Annotated in this window: 17 protein-coding genes; 12 read left to right on the top strand and 5 right to left on the bottom strand. The window is 57.5% G+C overall.

Annotated features, from left to right (window positions below; all coding sequences use genetic code 11):
- Position 1 precedes the first annotated feature (1 nt).
- The 12 genes from BLM14_RS29240 (at position 2) to BLM14_RS29185 (ending at position 10,219) form a co-directional block, all read left to right on the top strand.
- Positions 2–1,099, top strand: coding sequence for an ABC transporter ATP-binding protein (locus BLM14_RS29240; protein WP_100003559.1), 1,098 nt, complete (start codon positions 2–4; stop codon positions 1,097–1,099).
- Positions 1,092–2,099, top strand: a complete 1,008-nt coding sequence (locus BLM14_RS29235; protein WP_100003558.1) for an ABC transporter ATP-binding protein — start codon at positions 1,092–1,094, stop codon at positions 2,097–2,099. The genes BLM14_RS29240 and BLM14_RS29235 overlap by 8 nt, the downstream gene beginning before the upstream one ends.
- Before the next feature lie 66 nt (positions 2,100–2,165).
- A complete protein-coding gene (locus BLM14_RS29230) occupies positions 2,166–3,845 on the top strand; it encodes a dihydroxyacetone kinase subunit DhaK (protein WP_100003557.1) in 1,680 nt (559 codons plus the stop codon).
- A complete protein-coding gene (gene dhaL / locus BLM14_RS29225) occupies positions 3,808–4,449 on the top strand; it encodes a dihydroxyacetone kinase subunit DhaL (protein ID WP_100003556.1) in 642 nt (213 codons plus the stop codon). The genes BLM14_RS29230 and dhaL overlap by 38 nt, the downstream gene beginning before the upstream one ends.
- Complete coding sequence (gene dhaM / locus BLM14_RS29220) at positions 4,446–4,847, top strand: dihydroxyacetone kinase phosphoryl donor subunit DhaM (RefSeq protein ID WP_100003555.1); 402 nt, start codon at positions 4,446–4,448, stop codon at positions 4,845–4,847. Before dhaL ends, dhaM begins: the two co-directional genes overlap by 4 nt.
- The gene (locus BLM14_RS29215; RefSeq protein ID WP_100003554.1) at positions 4,844–5,188 is read left to right on the top strand and encodes an HPr family phosphocarrier protein; all 345 of its coding nucleotides are present in this window, start codon (positions 4,844–4,846) and stop codon (positions 5,186–5,188) included. The genes dhaM and BLM14_RS29215 overlap by 4 nt, the downstream gene beginning before the upstream one ends.
- Entirely contained in the window at positions 5,172–6,788 is a 1,617-nt protein-coding gene (locus BLM14_RS29210; protein ID WP_100003553.1) for a putative PEP-binding protein, read from the top strand. The genes BLM14_RS29215 and BLM14_RS29210 overlap by 17 nt, the downstream gene beginning before the upstream one ends.
- 1 nt (position 6,789) lies before the next feature.
- Positions 6,790–7,200, top strand: coding sequence for a hypothetical protein (locus tag BLM14_RS29205; protein WP_100003552.1), 411 nt, complete (start codon positions 6,790–6,792; stop codon positions 7,198–7,200).
- A gap of 151 nt (positions 7,201–7,351) precedes the next feature.
- Positions 7,352–8,359 carry a dihydroxyacetone kinase subunit DhaK gene (gene dhaK, locus BLM14_RS29200; protein WP_100003551.1) on the top strand — a complete coding sequence of 336 codons (1,008 nt, stop codon included), beginning with the start codon at positions 7,352–7,354 and terminating at the stop codon, positions 8,357–8,359.
- A 224-nt stretch (positions 8,360–8,583) separates the two neighbouring features.
- On the top strand, positions 8,584–9,276 hold the full coding sequence (locus tag BLM14_RS29195; protein ID WP_237143732.1) for an RNA polymerase sigma factor: 693 nt from the start codon (positions 8,584–8,586) through the stop codon (positions 9,274–9,276).
- Between the two features lie 92 nt (positions 9,277–9,368).
- On the top strand, positions 9,369–9,893 hold the full coding sequence (locus BLM14_RS29190; RefSeq protein WP_100003663.1) for a DUF4142 domain-containing protein: 525 nt from the start codon (positions 9,369–9,371) through the stop codon (positions 9,891–9,893).
- 8 nt (positions 9,894–9,901) lie between these two features.
- On the top strand, positions 9,902–10,219 hold the full coding sequence (locus tag BLM14_RS29185) for a cupredoxin domain-containing protein (RefSeq protein WP_100003550.1): 318 nt from the start codon (positions 9,902–9,904) through the stop codon (positions 10,217–10,219).
- Between the two features lie 79 nt (positions 10,220–10,298).
- Here the strand turns inward: BLM14_RS29185 and BLM14_RS29180 are convergent, their stop codons facing one another.
- The 5 genes from BLM14_RS29180 to BLM14_RS29160 form a co-directional block, all read right to left on the bottom strand.
- Positions 10,299–11,153, bottom strand: a complete 855-nt coding sequence (locus tag BLM14_RS29180; protein WP_100003549.1) for a sugar phosphate isomerase/epimerase family protein — start codon at positions 11,151–11,153, stop codon at positions 10,299–10,301.
- A gap of 4 nt (positions 11,154–11,157) precedes the next feature.
- Positions 11,158–12,153 (bottom strand): ABC transporter permease, encoded by a 996-nt coding sequence (locus tag BLM14_RS29175; protein WP_100003548.1) that lies wholly within the window; start codon positions 12,151–12,153, stop codon positions 11,158–11,160.
- Positions 12,150–13,151, bottom strand: coding sequence for an ABC transporter permease (locus BLM14_RS29170; RefSeq protein ID WP_100003547.1), 1,002 nt, complete (start codon positions 13,149–13,151; stop codon positions 12,150–12,152). Before BLM14_RS29170 ends, BLM14_RS29175 begins: the two co-directional genes overlap by 4 nt.
- The gene (locus BLM14_RS29165; RefSeq protein WP_100003662.1) at positions 13,144–14,655 is read right to left on the bottom strand and encodes a sugar ABC transporter ATP-binding protein; all 1,512 of its coding nucleotides are present in this window, start codon (positions 14,653–14,655) and stop codon (positions 13,144–13,146) included. Before BLM14_RS29165 ends, BLM14_RS29170 begins: the two co-directional genes overlap by 8 nt.
- 82 nt (positions 14,656–14,737) lie before the next feature.
- Positions 14,738–15,724 (bottom strand): autoinducer 2 ABC transporter substrate-binding protein, encoded by a 987-nt coding sequence (locus BLM14_RS29160; RefSeq protein ID WP_100003546.1) that lies wholly within the window; start codon positions 15,722–15,724, stop codon positions 14,738–14,740.
- Between the last annotated feature and the right edge of the window lie 29 nt (positions 15,725–15,753).

Genomic DNA, 15,753 nt, shown 5'->3' with positions numbered 1-15,753 from the left:
GATGGCCGAGATCAGAATTGAAAATCTGCGCAAGGAATTCGGGGCTTTCAGCGCGGTTGAAGATTCGAGCTTCGTTGTTCGCGACGGAGAATTCCTTGCCCTTCTTGGCCCGTCCGGTTGTGGCAAGACGACGACGTTGCGAATGATCGCGGGTCTTGAGCTGCCGACCAGTGGCAAGATATTCCTTGCAGGCGAAGACGTCACGTTCAACCGAGCCAGGGAGCGGGATATCGCCTTTGTCTTTCAGCTCTTCGCACTCTATCCGCACATGAATGTGCGCAAGAACATCGGGTTTCCTCTCCTCGCCCAAGGGGTTACCAAAGCTGAAATCCGCTCTCGCGTCGAAGAGACGGCGCGGCTGCTGCAGATCGATCATATTCTTGACAGGTCGGTATCCGGCCTGGCTGGCGGAGATCGCCAGCGTGTGGCGCTGGGAAGGGCGATCGTCCGCCGTCCCAAATGCTTTCTGATGGACGAGCCTCTTGGCACACTGGATGCGGAGTTTCGCGATCTGATGGTGCGGGAACTGCGCGAACTACATAATCGAATCCATGCAACCACCGTCTATGTTACCCATGACCAGCTGGAGGCTATGGCCATGGCGGACAAGATCGCCGTGATGAATCATGGGGTTATCGAACAATTCGGCACGCCTCAGGAAATCTACAATCGCCCGGCGACCATGTATGTCGCTGACTTTATCGGTTCGCCGCCGATGAACTTTCTACGGTTTACGTCTGGTTTGCAAAAGGGCACGCGTTCCGTTTCCGTCGAGGGGGTGGATATTTCCGTCCCGGAAATCCAGCAGGACATGGCGGAGGGCGAACTCGCGCTTGGTGTACGTCCCGAGGATATACGCTTCAGCGACGCCTCGTCCCTGCGCGGTGCCGTCTACGGCAGCGAATATCACGGGACAAACCAGATCGTCGCCGTCGAGATGGCAAAAGGACTGGTCAAGGCGCGGGTTCCGGCCGACCAGAGCTTCCGCATCGGCGAAACCGTCGGACTTGAACTCAACTACGACAAACTGTCCCTCTTCGACTGCAGGTCGGGCAGGGTCGTTGCGTCATCCCGCTATGCGGAGCACCATCATGGCTGAAGTCATCCTGAAAGGCATCAACAAGAATTTCGGTGAAACCCGTGCCGTTTGCGATCTGGACCTGGTCATCGCCGATGGTGAGTGCGTCGTCCTGCTCGGCCCTACCGGTGCCGGCAAGACCACCACCTTGCGACTGATTGCCGGGCTGGAACGGCCCGATAGCGGGCGCATCATTATTGGCGGATATGATGTGGCCACGGAAGCGCCGGCTGGGCGCGACGTCGCCTTTGTTTTCCAGCAATATTCTCTCTATCCGCATTTGTCCGTGTATGAAAACCTGGCTTTTCCGCTGCGGTCGCCGGCGCGCCGTCTCGGCAAGGATGAGATCGACCGGCGCGTCCGGGAGGTGGCACGAATGGTGCGCATCGAGCACAAGCTTGAAAATCGTTCGACGCGCCTTTCGGGTGGCGAAATGCAGCGCGTCGCCATCGGAAGGGCGCTGGTGCGGCGGCCTGCGATCTTTCTCATGGATGAACCCCTTTCCTCGCTGGACGCCAAGCTGCGCGCTGATCTGCGATTGGAACTGAAGCGCATTCAAAAGGAACTCGGGTCAACGCTCCTCTACGTGACGCATGACCAGATCGAAGCCATGACGATGGCCGATCGCATCGGGATTCTGGCTGATGGACGATTGATACAGATTGGAACGCCGCGCGATATCTATAGTAACCCGGCAAACGTTCACGTTGCCGCGCGCCTTGGACAACCGCACATCAATCTTTTTCCGGCCGACCTTCTGCCCGACAGCAGGACGCCGGCTGGTACCCGGACTGTTGGAGCGCGGACAGAACATCTGGAAATATCCATGGGGGGCGACGCAAACGCGCAAGTCGAGTGGGTCGAACATTTGGGCGACCAGAATCATCTTCACATCCGCGTTGGTGACTGCAAACTCATCACCTTGGCCAATCCCTACCTTCCCGTAAGCCCGGGAGACAGGATTGGCCTGGCACTCAGAAATCCTCTTTATTTTGGAGCTGATGGAAACCGGGTGTACTGACTGAATTCAAGATTGATCGCATTGTTCAACCATACGCAAAACAGGGCAACAGACTGGAAGATGCCGATGAAACACTTCTTCAACCGCAGGGAAAACATCGTCACCGAGGCACTCGATGGTCTATTGTTGACAAGCCGCCCGGGAAAGCTTGCGCGGCTCGACAGTTATCCGGATATCAAGGTCATCCTGCGTGCGGATTGGGATAAATCCAGGGTCGCCATTATATCGGGCGGTGGTGCGGGCCACGAGCCGTCCCATGCCGGCTTTGTCGGAAGGGGCATGCTCACTGCGGCCGTTTCGGGTGAAATTTTTGCCTCCCCGAGTGTTGATGCTGTTCTTACGGCGATCCGTGCTGTCACAGGTCCAAAGGGTTGCCTGCTGATCGTCAAGAATTATACCGGGGACCGGCTGAATTTCGGGCTGGCCGCTGAACGCGCGCGCGCCGAAGGCTTCAAGGTGGAGATGGTCATTGTCGCTGATGACATCGCCCTTCCTGACCTGGCTCAGCCACGGGGCGTTGCGGGTACACTGTTCATTCACAAGATTGCCGGCTTCCTTGCCGAACGCGGTGATAGCCTTGAGGAAGTGTCGGCATTCGCGCTGTCGGCTGCGGCCGATATCATCTCGCTTGGCGTTTCGCTGTCCACCTGCTCGATTCCGGGACAGGAGCAGGAGCAGCGTCTCGGTGACGACGAGGGAGAACTCGGTCTTGGCATCCACGGCGAACCGGGCGTGGAACGTATTGCGGTCCAGGAGTCCGGGAAGATTGTCGGGATCATGGCGGAGCGGCTTGCAGCGTCGCTGCCAGATATGGGCGACTATGCGCTGTTGATCAACAATCTGGGCGCTGTGCCGCCGTTGGAAATGAGCCTCATTGCCCGCGATGTTCTTGCGTCTTCGCTTGCCGATCGGGTGAAGCTCATCATCGGTCCTGCGCCGATGATGACAGCGCTCAACATGAACGGCTTTTCGCTGTCTCTCATTCGACTCGATATGGAACGTGAGGTGGCGCTTGTCTCTGCCGTCGAACCCCACGCCTGGGTTTCCCCGGTAATGCGCCATGGCGTAAACATTGTTCCGGTACCAGGGGCACCGATCGAAGAAGCCGTTGCCGCGGCCAGTCACGATCCACTCACCGAAAAGATCGTGGTCGCCATCTGCGAGCATCTGGTTTCCCTCGAACCGGAACTCAATCGTTTGGACGCGCGTGCTGGTGATGGCGATACAGGATCGACGGTTGCTGCAGGGGCACGTGGTATCCTTGCACAAATCAGGTCATTGCCTCTCGCCGACACAGCGGGGACGCTTGCGGCGATCGGCAGAATTCTTGCAACCAGTATGGGTGGTTCAAGCGGTGTGCTGCTCTCCATATTTTTCACGGCCGCAGCAAAATCGATGGCTGGGACGGAAAAACTGCCAAGCGCGCTGCTTGCAGGTCTTGACCGCATGACGTTTTACGGCGGGGCAAAACCGGGTGACAGAACCATGGTGGACGCCCTTGATCCAGCGTTGCGATTGCTGGCGGCAGGCGGGCTTTCGGAAGCAGCCCGAGCCGCCCGCGCTGGTGCCGGCTCCACCAGCGCAATGACCAAGGCAAAAGCTGGTCGCGCGTCCTACGTCGGCGAAAGGGACCTCGTTGGTGTTCCTGATCCTGGAGCCGTGGCCGTGTCAGCGGCTTTCGAGATTGCGGCAAATGTGATTTCGGGCAATGTCGCACGCGAGGAGGCTACATTCGTTGCAGATTAATCGGGCGCTTATCCTGGGATTGATCGAGACATGCCGCGAGGTGATAGCGTCTCATGCCGATGATCTTTGTGAACTGGATCGTGCGATCGGCGATGGCGATCATGGAACCAATATGCGGCGCGGTTGCGACGCAGTGTATCTTGATAGGGAAAGACTGGGCGGACTGCCGCTTCCGCAAGCGCTCGAGACGATCGGCACGATGCTCGTCATGAGCGTCGGCGGTGCATCAGGGCCGCTGTATGGAACGCTGCTGATCGAGATCGGACGGCGGCTAGGCGCCCGGAAAAACGGTGCAGATTTCGCCAATATTCTAGGGGAGGCAATCGATGCGGTGGCGAGGCGCGGACGCGCTCAGGCAGGCGACAAAACCTTGCTTGACGTGCTTTATCCTGTTCATACCGAAATGGTAAGGCAGTCCGCACTGGTCCGTATCGCCGAAAGGGCGGAGGAGTCCGCGCAACTGACCGCTGGCATGAAGGCGATGCGCGGGCGAGCTTCTTTTCTAGGAGATCGTTCCATTGGCCATATCGATCCGGGGGCATCGAGCTGTGCCCTCCTGACAACGGCCATTTGCCGCTACCTGAAGGAGTACCGTCCGGCATGAAAGGCAAGATTGCAAATGTGGGTATTGTGATTGTCTCGCATTCACCACTCGTCGCGAAAGGCACTGCCGATATGGTTCGCCAGATGGTCGGAGATGGCGTGCCGCTTTCATGGTGTGGTGGCAATGCGGAAGGCGGTCTCGGCACGAATGCGGCCGGCATTCTTGAGGCCATCGAGGCCGCGTGGTCCGATCACGGTGTTGCAGTGTTCGTAGATCTCGGCGGTGCGGAGACAAATAGTGAAATGGCAATCGAAATGCTGGGCGAACCGCGCTCAAGTCTCGTCGCCATTTGTAATGCGCCTCTCGTCGAGGGGGCTGTCATCGCTGCCGCTGAAGCGTCGGGAGGGGCTCCACTTGCAAAGGTGGTCGCTACGGCAGAGGAACTCTCGCCCTTATGAGCAACAAGCATGACGCGAGGCTGCAGGAGACGGATCACGTGACGGCGCAGTGGCAGACGGAAATCGAAGTCGTCCATGGGATCGGGCTGCACGCCCGGCCTTCCGTGATTTTCACCCGCCTTGCAAAATCCTTTCCCTGCACGATTGAAATCGAGGTGAACGGAAGCAGCGTCTGGTTGAATGGCAAAAGCATCGTAAAAGTCATGGGCGCCAAAATCCGGAAGGGTTCCGTCCTGAAAATTCGCGCTGACGGAATCCGCGCGGCTGAAGCAATCGCGGCATTGAAAGAACTGGTCGAACACAATTTCGACGAGGGCAAAATTCATGGCCGAAATGTATAGACTGCAAGGGCAGGGAACCTCGCCAGGCACGGCATTCGGGCAGATTCACCTGGCGGTTGAGGCCGAAGAAACATTCGCGTCTCAAACCGATGCTTCAGCCGAACATGCCGTCCTCGCGGACGCGATCCGGGTTTCCATCGCCGCACTCCGTGAGCTTGTTGCACGATCTGGCCCGGAGAGTGCTGCCGTTCTCGAGTTCCAGATCGAAATGCTCCTTGATCCCGAGATAACCGAAATGGCTGCAGGGCGTATCGGTGCCGGAGATGGCGCAGCTCTTGCCTGGGTGACAGCTCTCGAAGACTACATCACCGGCTTCGAGCAATCGGACGACGAGCATGTGCGGGCACGGGCGGCCGACGTGATCGACATCAAGAACCGTGTGCTTGCCGCCATGAGAGGAAACCCGGTCGCGGATTTCCCTGGAGGGTCGGTATTCGTCGGCCAAGACATCCAGCCGAGCGTGTTCCTTGCACATGACTGGTCGTCAGGCGGTGGAATCGTTCTGTTTCACGGGAGCGCGGCAAGCCACGTTTCCATGCTTGCCCGTGCGAAGTCGGTTCCCATGGTAATTGGGACCGGCATCTTCAACATCGCCGGGGAGGGGAAGCTTTTGCTTGATGGAGGCTCGGGGAGCGTCGTTTTACATCCGTCCGATGAAGCGCTCCAGCAGGTGCTGTCAACCCGGTTCTCGCCGCGCCCGCCTGAGGACGAGGCCGAACAACGATACGCGGCGGAATTGCAAACAGCGGATGGTGCTGAGATTGGTCTCTCGATCAACGTCAATGATCTTTCTGATCTTATCAGTATTGATCGTGAGGGAATTGAGGGTATCGGATTGCTCCGCACCGAGTTCCTGATGTCGTCGGCTTCCGATATGGTCAATGAAGAGAGGCAGTACGGCATCTATCGCCAAGTACTGGAGTGGGCCGGACAAAAGCCGGTTACCATTCGCATGCTCGATCTAGGCGGTGACAAGCAGTTTCACGATTCTGGCGAACGTGAGGGCGGATCGTTTCTCGGCTTGCGTGGTATCCGCCTGTTGCTTGCCCGACCAGAGATCCTGCGCATCCAGGCGCGTGCGCTGCTGCGCTCCGCAACCCACGGCAATCTGAAGGTAATGCTTCCGATGGTGACATTGCCTTCAGAACTGGAAAAAACGGTGAGGATATTCAGGGAGGAATCCACCCTCCTCGAACGGCGGCGGGTTGACTATCGCATGCCGCCGATAGGGATCATGGTCGAGGTTCCCGCGACCGCCCTTATGCTGGATACGTTCGGTGCCGCGGATTTCTTCTCCTTCGGAACCAATGATCTCGCGCAGTATCTGACCGCAGCCGCGCGCGACAATGCTGTGGTCGCCGATATTTATGCCCATGCCGCTCCTGCTATCTTCCGACTGCTCGAACATACCGTGCATATTGCTGCAACCTTGGGGACGCCAGTCAGTATCTGCGGTGATATGGCGGGCGAACAGGAGTACATCCCTGCTTTATTGGGCTGCGGATTGCGGCATTTCTCGCTGGCACCTGCGCAACTAGCCGTAATCAGATTACGGATTATGCAATTGAATGCGGATGGAACCATGGCGGTGGAGAAATAGGATGGCACGGGAACCCATGGAAGACGCCATCATGGAATACAAGACGATCCTCGCCCAGATTATTGACAATCGCCCTTCCGGGACACGTCAGCGCCTGGCTGCGGCACTCGGCAAGCACCGGAGTTTCGTTACCCAGATTACAAGTCCGACCTACTCCACGCCGCTACCGGCGCGGCATCTCGCGACGATTTTCAGGGTTTGCCACTTTAGTCCGGTTGAACAGGATCGGTTTGTCGAAGCCTATCATGCTGCGCATCCGGGAAAATTGCCAGAATTTGGCAGTTCCGAAGGATTGCGGTCACTGTCACTGATGGTTCCGGATCTCGGAGATGACAAGAAGAATCGTCTGCTGGACGAGGCGGTTACAGATTTTGTCCAGAAAATCGCATCGCTCTTGGGAAATGCAGATTAGCACATGATCCTCGGGATGGCTTGGTGGTAAGATCGTGTATCAGACAGAGGGGTAAGGAACTCGACCAGATGGAAAGGCATTCATCTTTCCTCGTCCCACGCCGCAGCAAAACGTTGCGCTTGGATAAGGTCGCTGCCTTGGGAGGGGCGCGATGAAAAAGTTCATGAACGTTGCTGCGTCAATGGTTGCCGAAAGTCTCGAAGGCTTCGTTTCGGCCCATGACCGTGTGGTCGTGTTCGGTCCAGGCCGGAAATTTATCCGGCGCCGTCATCTCACTCCCGGAAAGGTTGCAATCATATCGGGCGGAGGGGCGGGGCATGAGCCAATGCATGTCGGCTTCGTAGGACACGGCATGCTTGATGCCGCGTGCACCGGGCACATTTTCACCTCTCCGACTCCGGATCAGATCATTGCTGCCATTGAAGAAACCGACACCGGGGCCGGGTGTCTGTTGATCGTCAAGAACTATGACGGCGATATAATGAATTTCGAGATGGCTGCGGAAGCGGTGATAGGGCGCCACCGGATCGAGACGGTTATAGCGAGCGACGATGTTGCTGCGCAGGGTGCTGCGCGAAGCTCCGGTCGTAGAGGTGTCGCTGGGACGCTCATCGTTGAGAAGATTCTTGGAGCCGCCGCCGAGGCCGGAATGAATCTCGCCGGGTTGAAGGCGCTCGGTGAGCGGCTGAGCACGCAAATACGCACAATGGGCGTGGCGCTCAGCGGCGTTACCGTTCCGGACACAGCGCGTGCTACGTTTACACTGGAACCGGATGAGATGGAGGTCGGCGTCGGGATTCATGGCGAACCCGGACTTTTCCGCCAGAAGATCACCGATGCGGACACAATTGCCAGCATGATCTGCAGCACTATCCTTGCAGATATGGAGCTGCAAAACAGCGACCGTGCATTGCTTCTGGTGAACGGCTTCGGGGGAACGCCTACCCCAGAGCTCTACCTGATCTACAATGTCGCTCGTCGCTTGTTTGAAGTCAGCGGCATCCGGATCGTAAGATCCCTGGTCGGAACCTATGTGACCTCGCTAGATATGGCCGGCCTCTCTGTCACCTTGTCGCTATTTGATGAGGAGGCATTGCGCCTTTGGGATGAGCCTGTTTTGACGGCTGCACTGCAGTGGGGCCGCCACGATCAACGTTAACGCGGTTCAGAACGTTCATTTGACTTGAGATGGACGGATTCGGGCCGATTATCTTTCCCGAGGCCCCCGCAAGTGCATCGCGACTTGTCACGGGAGTGCTGATCCCGCATTTGCACGTCCAGTCGTAGAGCAAGCGGTGGATTTGGGTAAAACGTCGCGAATGGTGATGATCTGGGAACCTTTGCGCGGAAGCATCATCTAATAGATCGACGAGGAGATTGGTGATGTCCGCAGTTTTGCCAAAAATAGGTATATCACCCGACTGGTCGGGCGATATGGATATTGTTCGCCGCGCTCTGGCACGCGACGCCGATGCATTTCGTACGATCATGGAGATCCACAACCGCAGGCTCTACCGAATTGCTCGAGGCGTCGTGCGTAATGACGGCGAAGCCGAGGATATCGTCCAGGAGGCTTATGTTCGTGCTTTCGCCCACCTCGACAGATTTCGCGGCAATTCTTCGCTCGCAACCTGGCTCTCACGCATCGTGATCAACGAAGCGCTCGGGCGTCTGCGCAAGAAGCGGCGCGCATTTGCCCTCACAACATCGATCAGTCAGAATTCAGATGCGCAGATTATACAATTTCCTCTCAAGGTAGGCGACGATCCGGAGCGGATGATGGCGCAACGGCAAATTCTCCAGATGGTCGAACGGGCGACCGATAATCTCCCCGACGTGTATCGGACTGTCTTCGTCGCCAGGGTGATCGAAGGTCTGGGCATAGAGGAGACGGCGGAACTGCTCCGGATTCGGCCGGCGACCGTCAAGACACGCTTGCATCGTGCGCGGCTTCTTATCCGCAAGCAACTTGACGACCAGATCGGTCCGGTATTGCTCGACGCGTTCCCGTTTGCGGGCAAGCGCTGCAAGCGCTTGACCACTGCCGTAATGAAACGGGTCGGCTTGCCGGATTGAATTTTTCCGGAAACCTTTTTTGCTGGAGAGCATCCAATGGCTGGCAACTGAAAACAATGCCCGGCCACCTCGCTCGGGCGACGGAGGATCTCATGCTCTCTCGAATAACCACGGCAGTGGCCGTATCATTTCTGCTCGGTAGCGTATGCTTGGTGCAAGCTGCCGACAAGCCAACCGACCCGCAGATTGCTCACATTGCTTACACTGCCGGCGCTATCGATATCGAAGCGGCACAACAGGCGATCGCAAAGTCGAAGAATAAGGATGTCGTCGCCTTTGCCAAGGACATGGTCCGCGACCATGAAGCGGTGAACAAACAAGCACTCGATCTGGTAAAGAAGCTCAAGGTCACGCCTGAAGATAACGACACTAGCCGCACCCTGACGACGGCAGCAACCGCCGAGCGAAACAAACTCGGCAAACTCGACGGCGAGGCTTTCGACAAGGCTTACGTCGAAAATGAGGTCGCCTACCACAAGCAGGTCAATGGCGCATTGGAAACGTTGCTGATCCCCTCGGCGAACAATTCAGAGCTGAAGAGCCTGCTCGAAACCGGACTGAAAATATTCCAGGGTCACCAGCAGCATGCCGAGCACGTCGCGGCCGAACTCAAGTAGGATAGAACATGCTGTCCAAACGGCATCTGTGGATCCCGATTGTGCTCGCGCTGACAGATGCGGTTTCGGCGCAGGCGGAAACCATTCAGGTTATTATCGACAAGCTTGTGTTCTCGCCGGCTATCGTTGAGGCAAAGACCGGCGATACGATCGAGTGGGTCAACAAGGACATTCTGGCCCACACCGCAACCGTGAAGGGAGGCTGGGATGTGGTGATCCCAGCGGGTAAATCGGCAAGCCTGGTGCTACAAAAGGAGCAATCGATTGAATATTATTGCCGCTTTCACCCTAACATGAAGGGCCAGATTATCGTCGCAACGCCGTGAAGGCAGCCATCCCTCGTGCAGTCCGGTGCGCCCTGGCTTCCTCCTCTCCATCGGTGAAAGAGAGGCGTTGCGAGGCGGTTCAGATGAGGCCGTATTGCTTTGCTTTATTACGCAGGAAGGGCAGGCCGTTGCCCATGACTTCTTCCTCGTCTTTGGCGACGGGGCGCCACACAGCAAGACCATAGGCGACCTCCGGAGGCATGTTGATAAAACTTTCCATCGCCAGTCCACCCTTGAAGCGAATTGCCGCGAGCGCTGCGTAGATTTCGTCCCACGGACAATTACCATAGCCCGGCGTTCCCCGGTCGCTTTCTGAAAGATGGATATATTTCAGGTGCTCCCGTGCATCGAGGATGCCGTTGGCCGCGCCCTTCTCTTCAATATTCATGTGGTACGTGTCGAGGTGCACAAAGATGTTGTCAGCGCCAACGCGCTCGATCATCTCCACCGCTTGCCGTCCAGTGTTGATCAGGTGGTTCTCGTAGCGGTTGACGGCCTCCACGCCGAGTTCGATGCCACGAGTCTTGGCATGCTTGGCAGCCGCGGTCAGCACGCGGGCGATATTGTCGTATTCGCCTTGCGTTGGTGGTACGCCGGTGCGTTCCCCGATGCCGCCAAAAATAACGCCAGAAAGCGCCACGGCCCCCATTTCGGCCGTCTTGTCGATTGCGACCCTCAGATGCTCGATCGCCGCGTCCGGGCGCACGGAGGCCCAAGCGTGTTCAGGCAATCCCAGCGAACAGACGGCTGGTAAGTTATGTTTGTCGAGAAGCGCGCGCGTATGTCCTGCATCGACAGCCGGCGCATTGAGGAGAGCGATTTCGATGAAATCCATTTTATACTTGACCGCTGCCGCTATTGCCTTTTCGGCTCCGGTACGGTCCCAGTTCATTGTCCACATGCTGGTATGGACGCCAAATCCCTGAACGGACATTGTCTTACCCTTTTCTGCGATTGAAAATCATGAGTTGAGCGGCGAGCCAGCGCAGGATCATGACCGCGATCAGGAGAATCCCCCAGACAGCGGTTGCCAGATGCTGGTTGGCTCCCATGAGGTTGAGCCCCGATGAAAGGAGCTGGAGAACGACCAGTGCGACGAACACCGGGATGACGCGCCCGAAGCCGCCGAACGGATTGACGCCTCCGAGAAAGCAGGCGAGTACGGTGATCAGCAGGTAGGACTCGCCGTGCCCGACGCGCACGGAATTGAAACGCGCAAGCATGATGATGCCGGCGACTGAGCACATCGCCCCCGAGAGCGTGTAGACCAGCACGATAACCTTGCGCGTGTTGACACCGGAATAGCGCGCCGCCTCGATATTGGAGCCGATCATGTAGGTGTTGAAACCAAGCTTCATTCGCGTCAACAGCACGTGCCAGATGAGGACGCAGGCGATGAAGATCAGGAGCGGTATGGGAATGCCGAGAATACTGCCGTGACCGATCGGTTGAAGGAAGGCCGGAAAACCAGAAACATCGCCGCCGCGGGTCAGGAACTCACCGAGGCCGCGAACAAAGATCATCATCGATAGAGAAACGAGAATCGGATGAGCGCGCGTATAGGCAATCACGAGCCCCATCACGACGCCGGTCGTGGCGCCGACTGCAATGGCGAGAATGCAGCCAAGGGCGAATGATGCCAGTCCAGCATCCACGCCGCCATTGGCCTGAAGCACCCAGGCGACGGTGAGTCCGGCGATGTTTGCTGTAAACGTGATTGCCAGATTGAGACCGCCGGTCAGTACAGGCAGAAGCATCGCAAGCGTCAGCAGGCCGAGTTCAGGAAGTTGGAACGCGACGGAGCCGAATGTCGCGGCGCTCAGGAATTGCGGCGAGGCTATACCGAAGAACAGCATCACTGCCAGAAAGGCGAAGCCGGGACCGGCGATCTCAGGCCCGAACAAGTCTTTGATGCGTGCAGCAACACTGGTCATCGACGTGTTCCCTGCGTGCGCATGAATGGTAGAAGCCTTTCCAGGCTGGTGTTAGAGAGCGTGATGGCGACCAGGATGATAGCGCCGATGATCATCTTGAAAGCGAACGGCGAGACACCCATCAAGTTCAGCCCATTCTGGGTGATGGCGATCAGAAGAACGCCGAGCACACAGCCGAGGACCGATCCCTTGCCGCCGCCAAGCCGGGCACCGCCAAGGACGACCGCGGCCAACACATCGAGCTCGCGTCCGTAAAGCGCATTCGGAACGACCTCCTGCGCATAGTGCGCCTGAATCAGGCCGGCGATTCCGGCCATCATCCCGAGCCAACCGAAGGCGATGAATTGCGTCGCACCGATATTGATGCCAAAGCGGCGCGCCCCTTCCGGATTGTCACCGAAGGCATATAGTTGGCGCCCGGTCGTCGTGCGGGTGATGAGCACCCACGTTGCAATGACACAGATCGCCATGACCAGCACGGGCAATGTTATTTCCGCCCACGTGCCATCAGGCATCTCATGTTCGAACAGGACAATCCTGTCCGTCAGCCATTCCGGCAGATCGTAAATCGATACGCCCTGTGTGAAGAACATCAGCAAGCCGAAATAGATGTTGAAGGTGGCAATGGTAGCGACAATGGAGATGATCTTGAATCGGTGGATCAGAAAGGCATTGAATGCGCCAAGCGATATGCCGAGGCTGCCGGCTATCACGAGCCCGCTTATCCATCCGCCTCCACCCATCCAGCCGAGGATCAGCGCGGTGCCGTACTGAACTACGGATGCGGCGACAGCGAAAGAGATGTCGATGCCACCAGCAATGAGCACGACCAGAAGCCCGACAGCGAAGATGATGTTGACCGAGCTGGTGTTAAGCAGGTCGAACGCATTTCCGAGCGAAAAGAAGTTGGCCGTAGCCAGTGAAAGAACAAGGCACATGGCCGCTAAGACGGCGAGCAGCGCAAACTCGGTTGCGTGGGATTGAACAAGCTTACGCATAGACGGCGGCCTCGATTTCCTGAAGGGTACAGGACCGCGGGTCGAACCATCCGGCCATCTCGCCCTGCGCCATGTGGAGCACCCGGTCTGCGTTGAAATACACTTCCGGGACCTCGTCTGAGATCAGGATGATAGCGAGGCCGCTTTCGGCGAGCTTGGCGACGATCTCAAAAATACCTGCCCGGGCCCCGACGTCGACGCCAACGGTCGGTGCGTCGAGGATGAGAAGCTTCGGATCGGTCGCTAGCCATTTGGCGATTGCAATTCGCTGCTGGTTGCCGCCGGACAGCGTCGAGACCGCGTCGCTTTGCCGACCGATCTTGACGCCGAGATCTGCAACCCAGCGCCCGACCAATCGCCGTTTGCGTTCATCGGAAAGCAGTCCGCCAGATTTGATGCGGTCGAGCGAGGCGATCGCCAGATTATCGGCAATCGATTGTGGCTGGATAAGTCCAAGCGATAGCCGGTCCTCCGAAAGGTAGGCAACGCCGGCCTTGATGGCGTCCCGGTTTGAAGAAAAACGGACCGGTTTCCCGTCAAGCAAGACAGTACCGGAGCGGGGCTTCAGCATGCCGAAGAGCGACAAGGCGAGTTCTGTTCGACCAGCACCCAAAAGCCCGGTGATCCCGAGCGTTTCGCCGCGCCGGACAGTAAACGAGATGTTTTCGAACTGGCCGGGGCGCGATAGGTTTTTGACCTCAACGATGGCCGGCTCGCCTTCCATAACCTTCGCCCGGACGTGCTGATCGAAATTCTTGCCGGTCATCAGTTCAGTAACACGCGACTGTGTCATGCCCTCGACGGGATAAACTCCTACCAGCGCACCATCGCGCAGAACCGTGAGACGATTGGAGATTTCCAAGACTTCGGCAAGGCGATGGCTAACGAAAACCACTGCGACGCCGGAGGCTGAAAGCGAACGGACGATCTCGATGAGGTGATCGGTCTCCGATTGTGTCAGCGAGGCAGTAGGCTCATCCATGAAAACAAGCTTTGCCTCACCCACGAGTGCGCGGGCGATCGCCACGATCTGACGCTGGGCAATGGAATATTCTTTCAACGGCGTGTCGACGTCCAGCGCGACACCAAGGCGGTTGAGCGCCTTGGTTGCGATTTCGCGCATGCGGCGATAGTTCACGAACCGCGGCCAGCGGCCGATCACGGTCTGAAAAGCGATATTTTCGGCGACCGTCATCTCTGGAAACAGCGCCAGGTCCTGCCAGATCACCTGAATACCGCCAGCCTGCGCGGTGACCGGAGACATGTGCGTATATGTTTGGCCGTCATATTCTATGACAGCGCCAGCTTCCGGGCGATAGACGCCGGTTATGATTTTGATGAGCGTGCTCTTGCCGGACCCGTTTTCGCCAGCAAGGCAATGAACCTCTCCCGGCAGCACTTCAAAGCTCACGTTCTTGAGCGCCTTGATCCCACCGAAGGTCATATTGATGTTGTGCAACGACAGGAGTGGCTTCACGCCGTCCATACTCATAGTCTCAGCCATTGTGATATGCCCGTCAAAACCGAAATTTGACGCTGCCGGACCAGCCATGGTTGCTCCGGCAGCAGGGAGGATCCGCGAAGGATCAGAGGCCCATTTTGGCTAGATCGCTGACGGTTTCCTTGTTGATGGGTACCAACTGGTCAACGATGATGTTGTGGTTTTCGAAATCAGGGTGGATGACACCAAGGCCTTCGATCTTATCACCGTCTTTCAGTTTTTCGCCCTTCATGAGCTTGTCAGCCAGGGTTACGAACACTTCACCCGCCTGCTTCGGGTTCCACATGAAGCCACCGGAAATGGCATCCGACTTGATGAGCTTTTGTCCCTGTCCAGGCGAGAACGGTCCAAGGACAAAGATCTGGCCGATCTTGCGGCGCTCCTCGACAGCTCGTCCAGCACCAATCGGGCCCTGGCTGCCGAAGGCCAGGAAGCCCTTGAGATCGGGATGGGCTGAAATGAGGTCAAGAGCGGTCGAGCGGCTCTTGTCGACATCCTCGGCGACGCCATAACGTTCACCGACCAGCTTCATGTCCGGATAGTTTTTCTTGATATATTCATTGGCGGCATCAGCCCAAGCGTTGTGCAGCGGAACGGTCAGTGACCCGACGAAGACGGCATACTCGCCCTTGCCTCCCATCTTTTCCGCGAGGAGCTTTGCATGCGCTTCACCAAACCCGGTGGAAGAGGCGAGCTCGAAATCCCAATCCGCGCCTTTCTGGCTCGGCGACTCGTGGGTGATGACGATAATACCCTTCTCCTTGGCCTTGCTGAGCACGGGCTCAAGCACCTTGGCATCGTTTGGAACAACGCCGATCACCTTTACACCTTGCGCAATCAAATCCTCGATCGCACGAACCTGAAGCGCAGGATCGGCACTCGTCGGGCCGACCATGAAGGCATCGACTCCGATCTTCTTACCCTGTTCCTTGATGCCGGCGTCCATGGCGTTGAACCAGGGAATGCCGCCGATCTTGACAACGACACCGACTTTTCCGCTATCGGCGGAAGCAATCATTGCAGCCGCCAAGGACAGCGCCGCGGCAACTGCGGCGATCAAAAGCTTTTTCATTTCTTTCCTCCTCCACTTGCTCCGCACGG

This window comes from Phyllobacterium zundukense (assembly GCF_002764115.1).
Classification (GTDB): domain Bacteria; phylum Pseudomonadota; class Alphaproteobacteria; order Rhizobiales; family Rhizobiaceae; genus Phyllobacterium; species Phyllobacterium zundukense.
Note: the sequence above shows the minus strand (reverse complement) of the source record. Positions and strands in the feature narration are given on the sequence as shown.

Coding starts and splice junctions, on each gene's coding strand:
- BLM14_RS29180 (WP_100003549.1), bottom strand. CDS start 11,153: ATGTCCGTTCAGGGATTTGGCGTCCATACCAGCATGTGGACAATGAAC.
- BLM14_RS29175 (WP_100003548.1), bottom strand. CDS start 12,153: ATGACCAGTGTTGCTGCACGCATCAAAGACTTGTTCGGGCCTGAGATC.
- BLM14_RS29210 (WP_100003553.1), top strand. CDS start 5,172: ATGGCCGAAATGTATAGACTGCAAGGGCAGGGAACCTCGCCAGGCACG.
- BLM14_RS29170 (WP_100003547.1), bottom strand. CDS start 13,151: ATGCGTAAGCTTGTTCAATCCCACGCAACCGAGTTTGCGCTGCTCGCC.
- dhaL (WP_100003556.1), top strand. CDS start 3,808: ATGTCGCACGCGAGGAGGCTACATTCGTTGCAGATTAATCGGGCGCTT.
- BLM14_RS29185 (WP_100003550.1), top strand. CDS start 9,902: ATGCTGTCCAAACGGCATCTGTGGATCCCGATTGTGCTCGCGCTGACA.
- BLM14_RS29195 (WP_237143732.1), top strand. CDS start 8,584: ATGTCCGCAGTTTTGCCAAAAATAGGTATATCACCCGACTGGTCGGGC.
- BLM14_RS29160 (WP_100003546.1), bottom strand. CDS start 15,724: ATGAAAAAGCTTTTGATCGCCGCAGTTGCCGCGGCGCTGTCCTTGGCG.
- BLM14_RS29235 (WP_100003558.1), top strand. CDS start 1,092: ATGGCTGAAGTCATCCTGAAAGGCATCAACAAGAATTTCGGTGAAACC.
- BLM14_RS29165 (WP_100003662.1), bottom strand. CDS start 14,655: ATGGCTGAGACTATGAGTATGGACGGCGTGAAGCCACTCCTGTCGTTG.
- BLM14_RS29240 (WP_100003559.1), top strand. CDS start 2: ATGGCCGAGATCAGAATTGAAAATCTGCGCAAGGAATTCGGGGCTTTC.
- BLM14_RS29190 (WP_100003663.1), top strand. CDS start 9,369: ATGCTCTCTCGAATAACCACGGCAGTGGCCGTATCATTTCTGCTCGGT.
- BLM14_RS29205 (WP_100003552.1), top strand. CDS start 6,790: ATGGCACGGGAACCCATGGAAGACGCCATCATGGAATACAAGACGATC.
- BLM14_RS29230 (WP_100003557.1), top strand. CDS start 2,166: ATGAAACACTTCTTCAACCGCAGGGAAAACATCGTCACCGAGGCACTC.
- dhaK (WP_100003551.1), top strand. CDS start 7,352: ATGAAAAAGTTCATGAACGTTGCTGCGTCAATGGTTGCCGAAAGTCTC.
- BLM14_RS29215 (WP_100003554.1), top strand. CDS start 4,844: ATGAGCAACAAGCATGACGCGAGGCTGCAGGAGACGGATCACGTGACG.
- dhaM (WP_100003555.1), top strand. CDS start 4,446: ATGAAAGGCAAGATTGCAAATGTGGGTATTGTGATTGTCTCGCATTCA.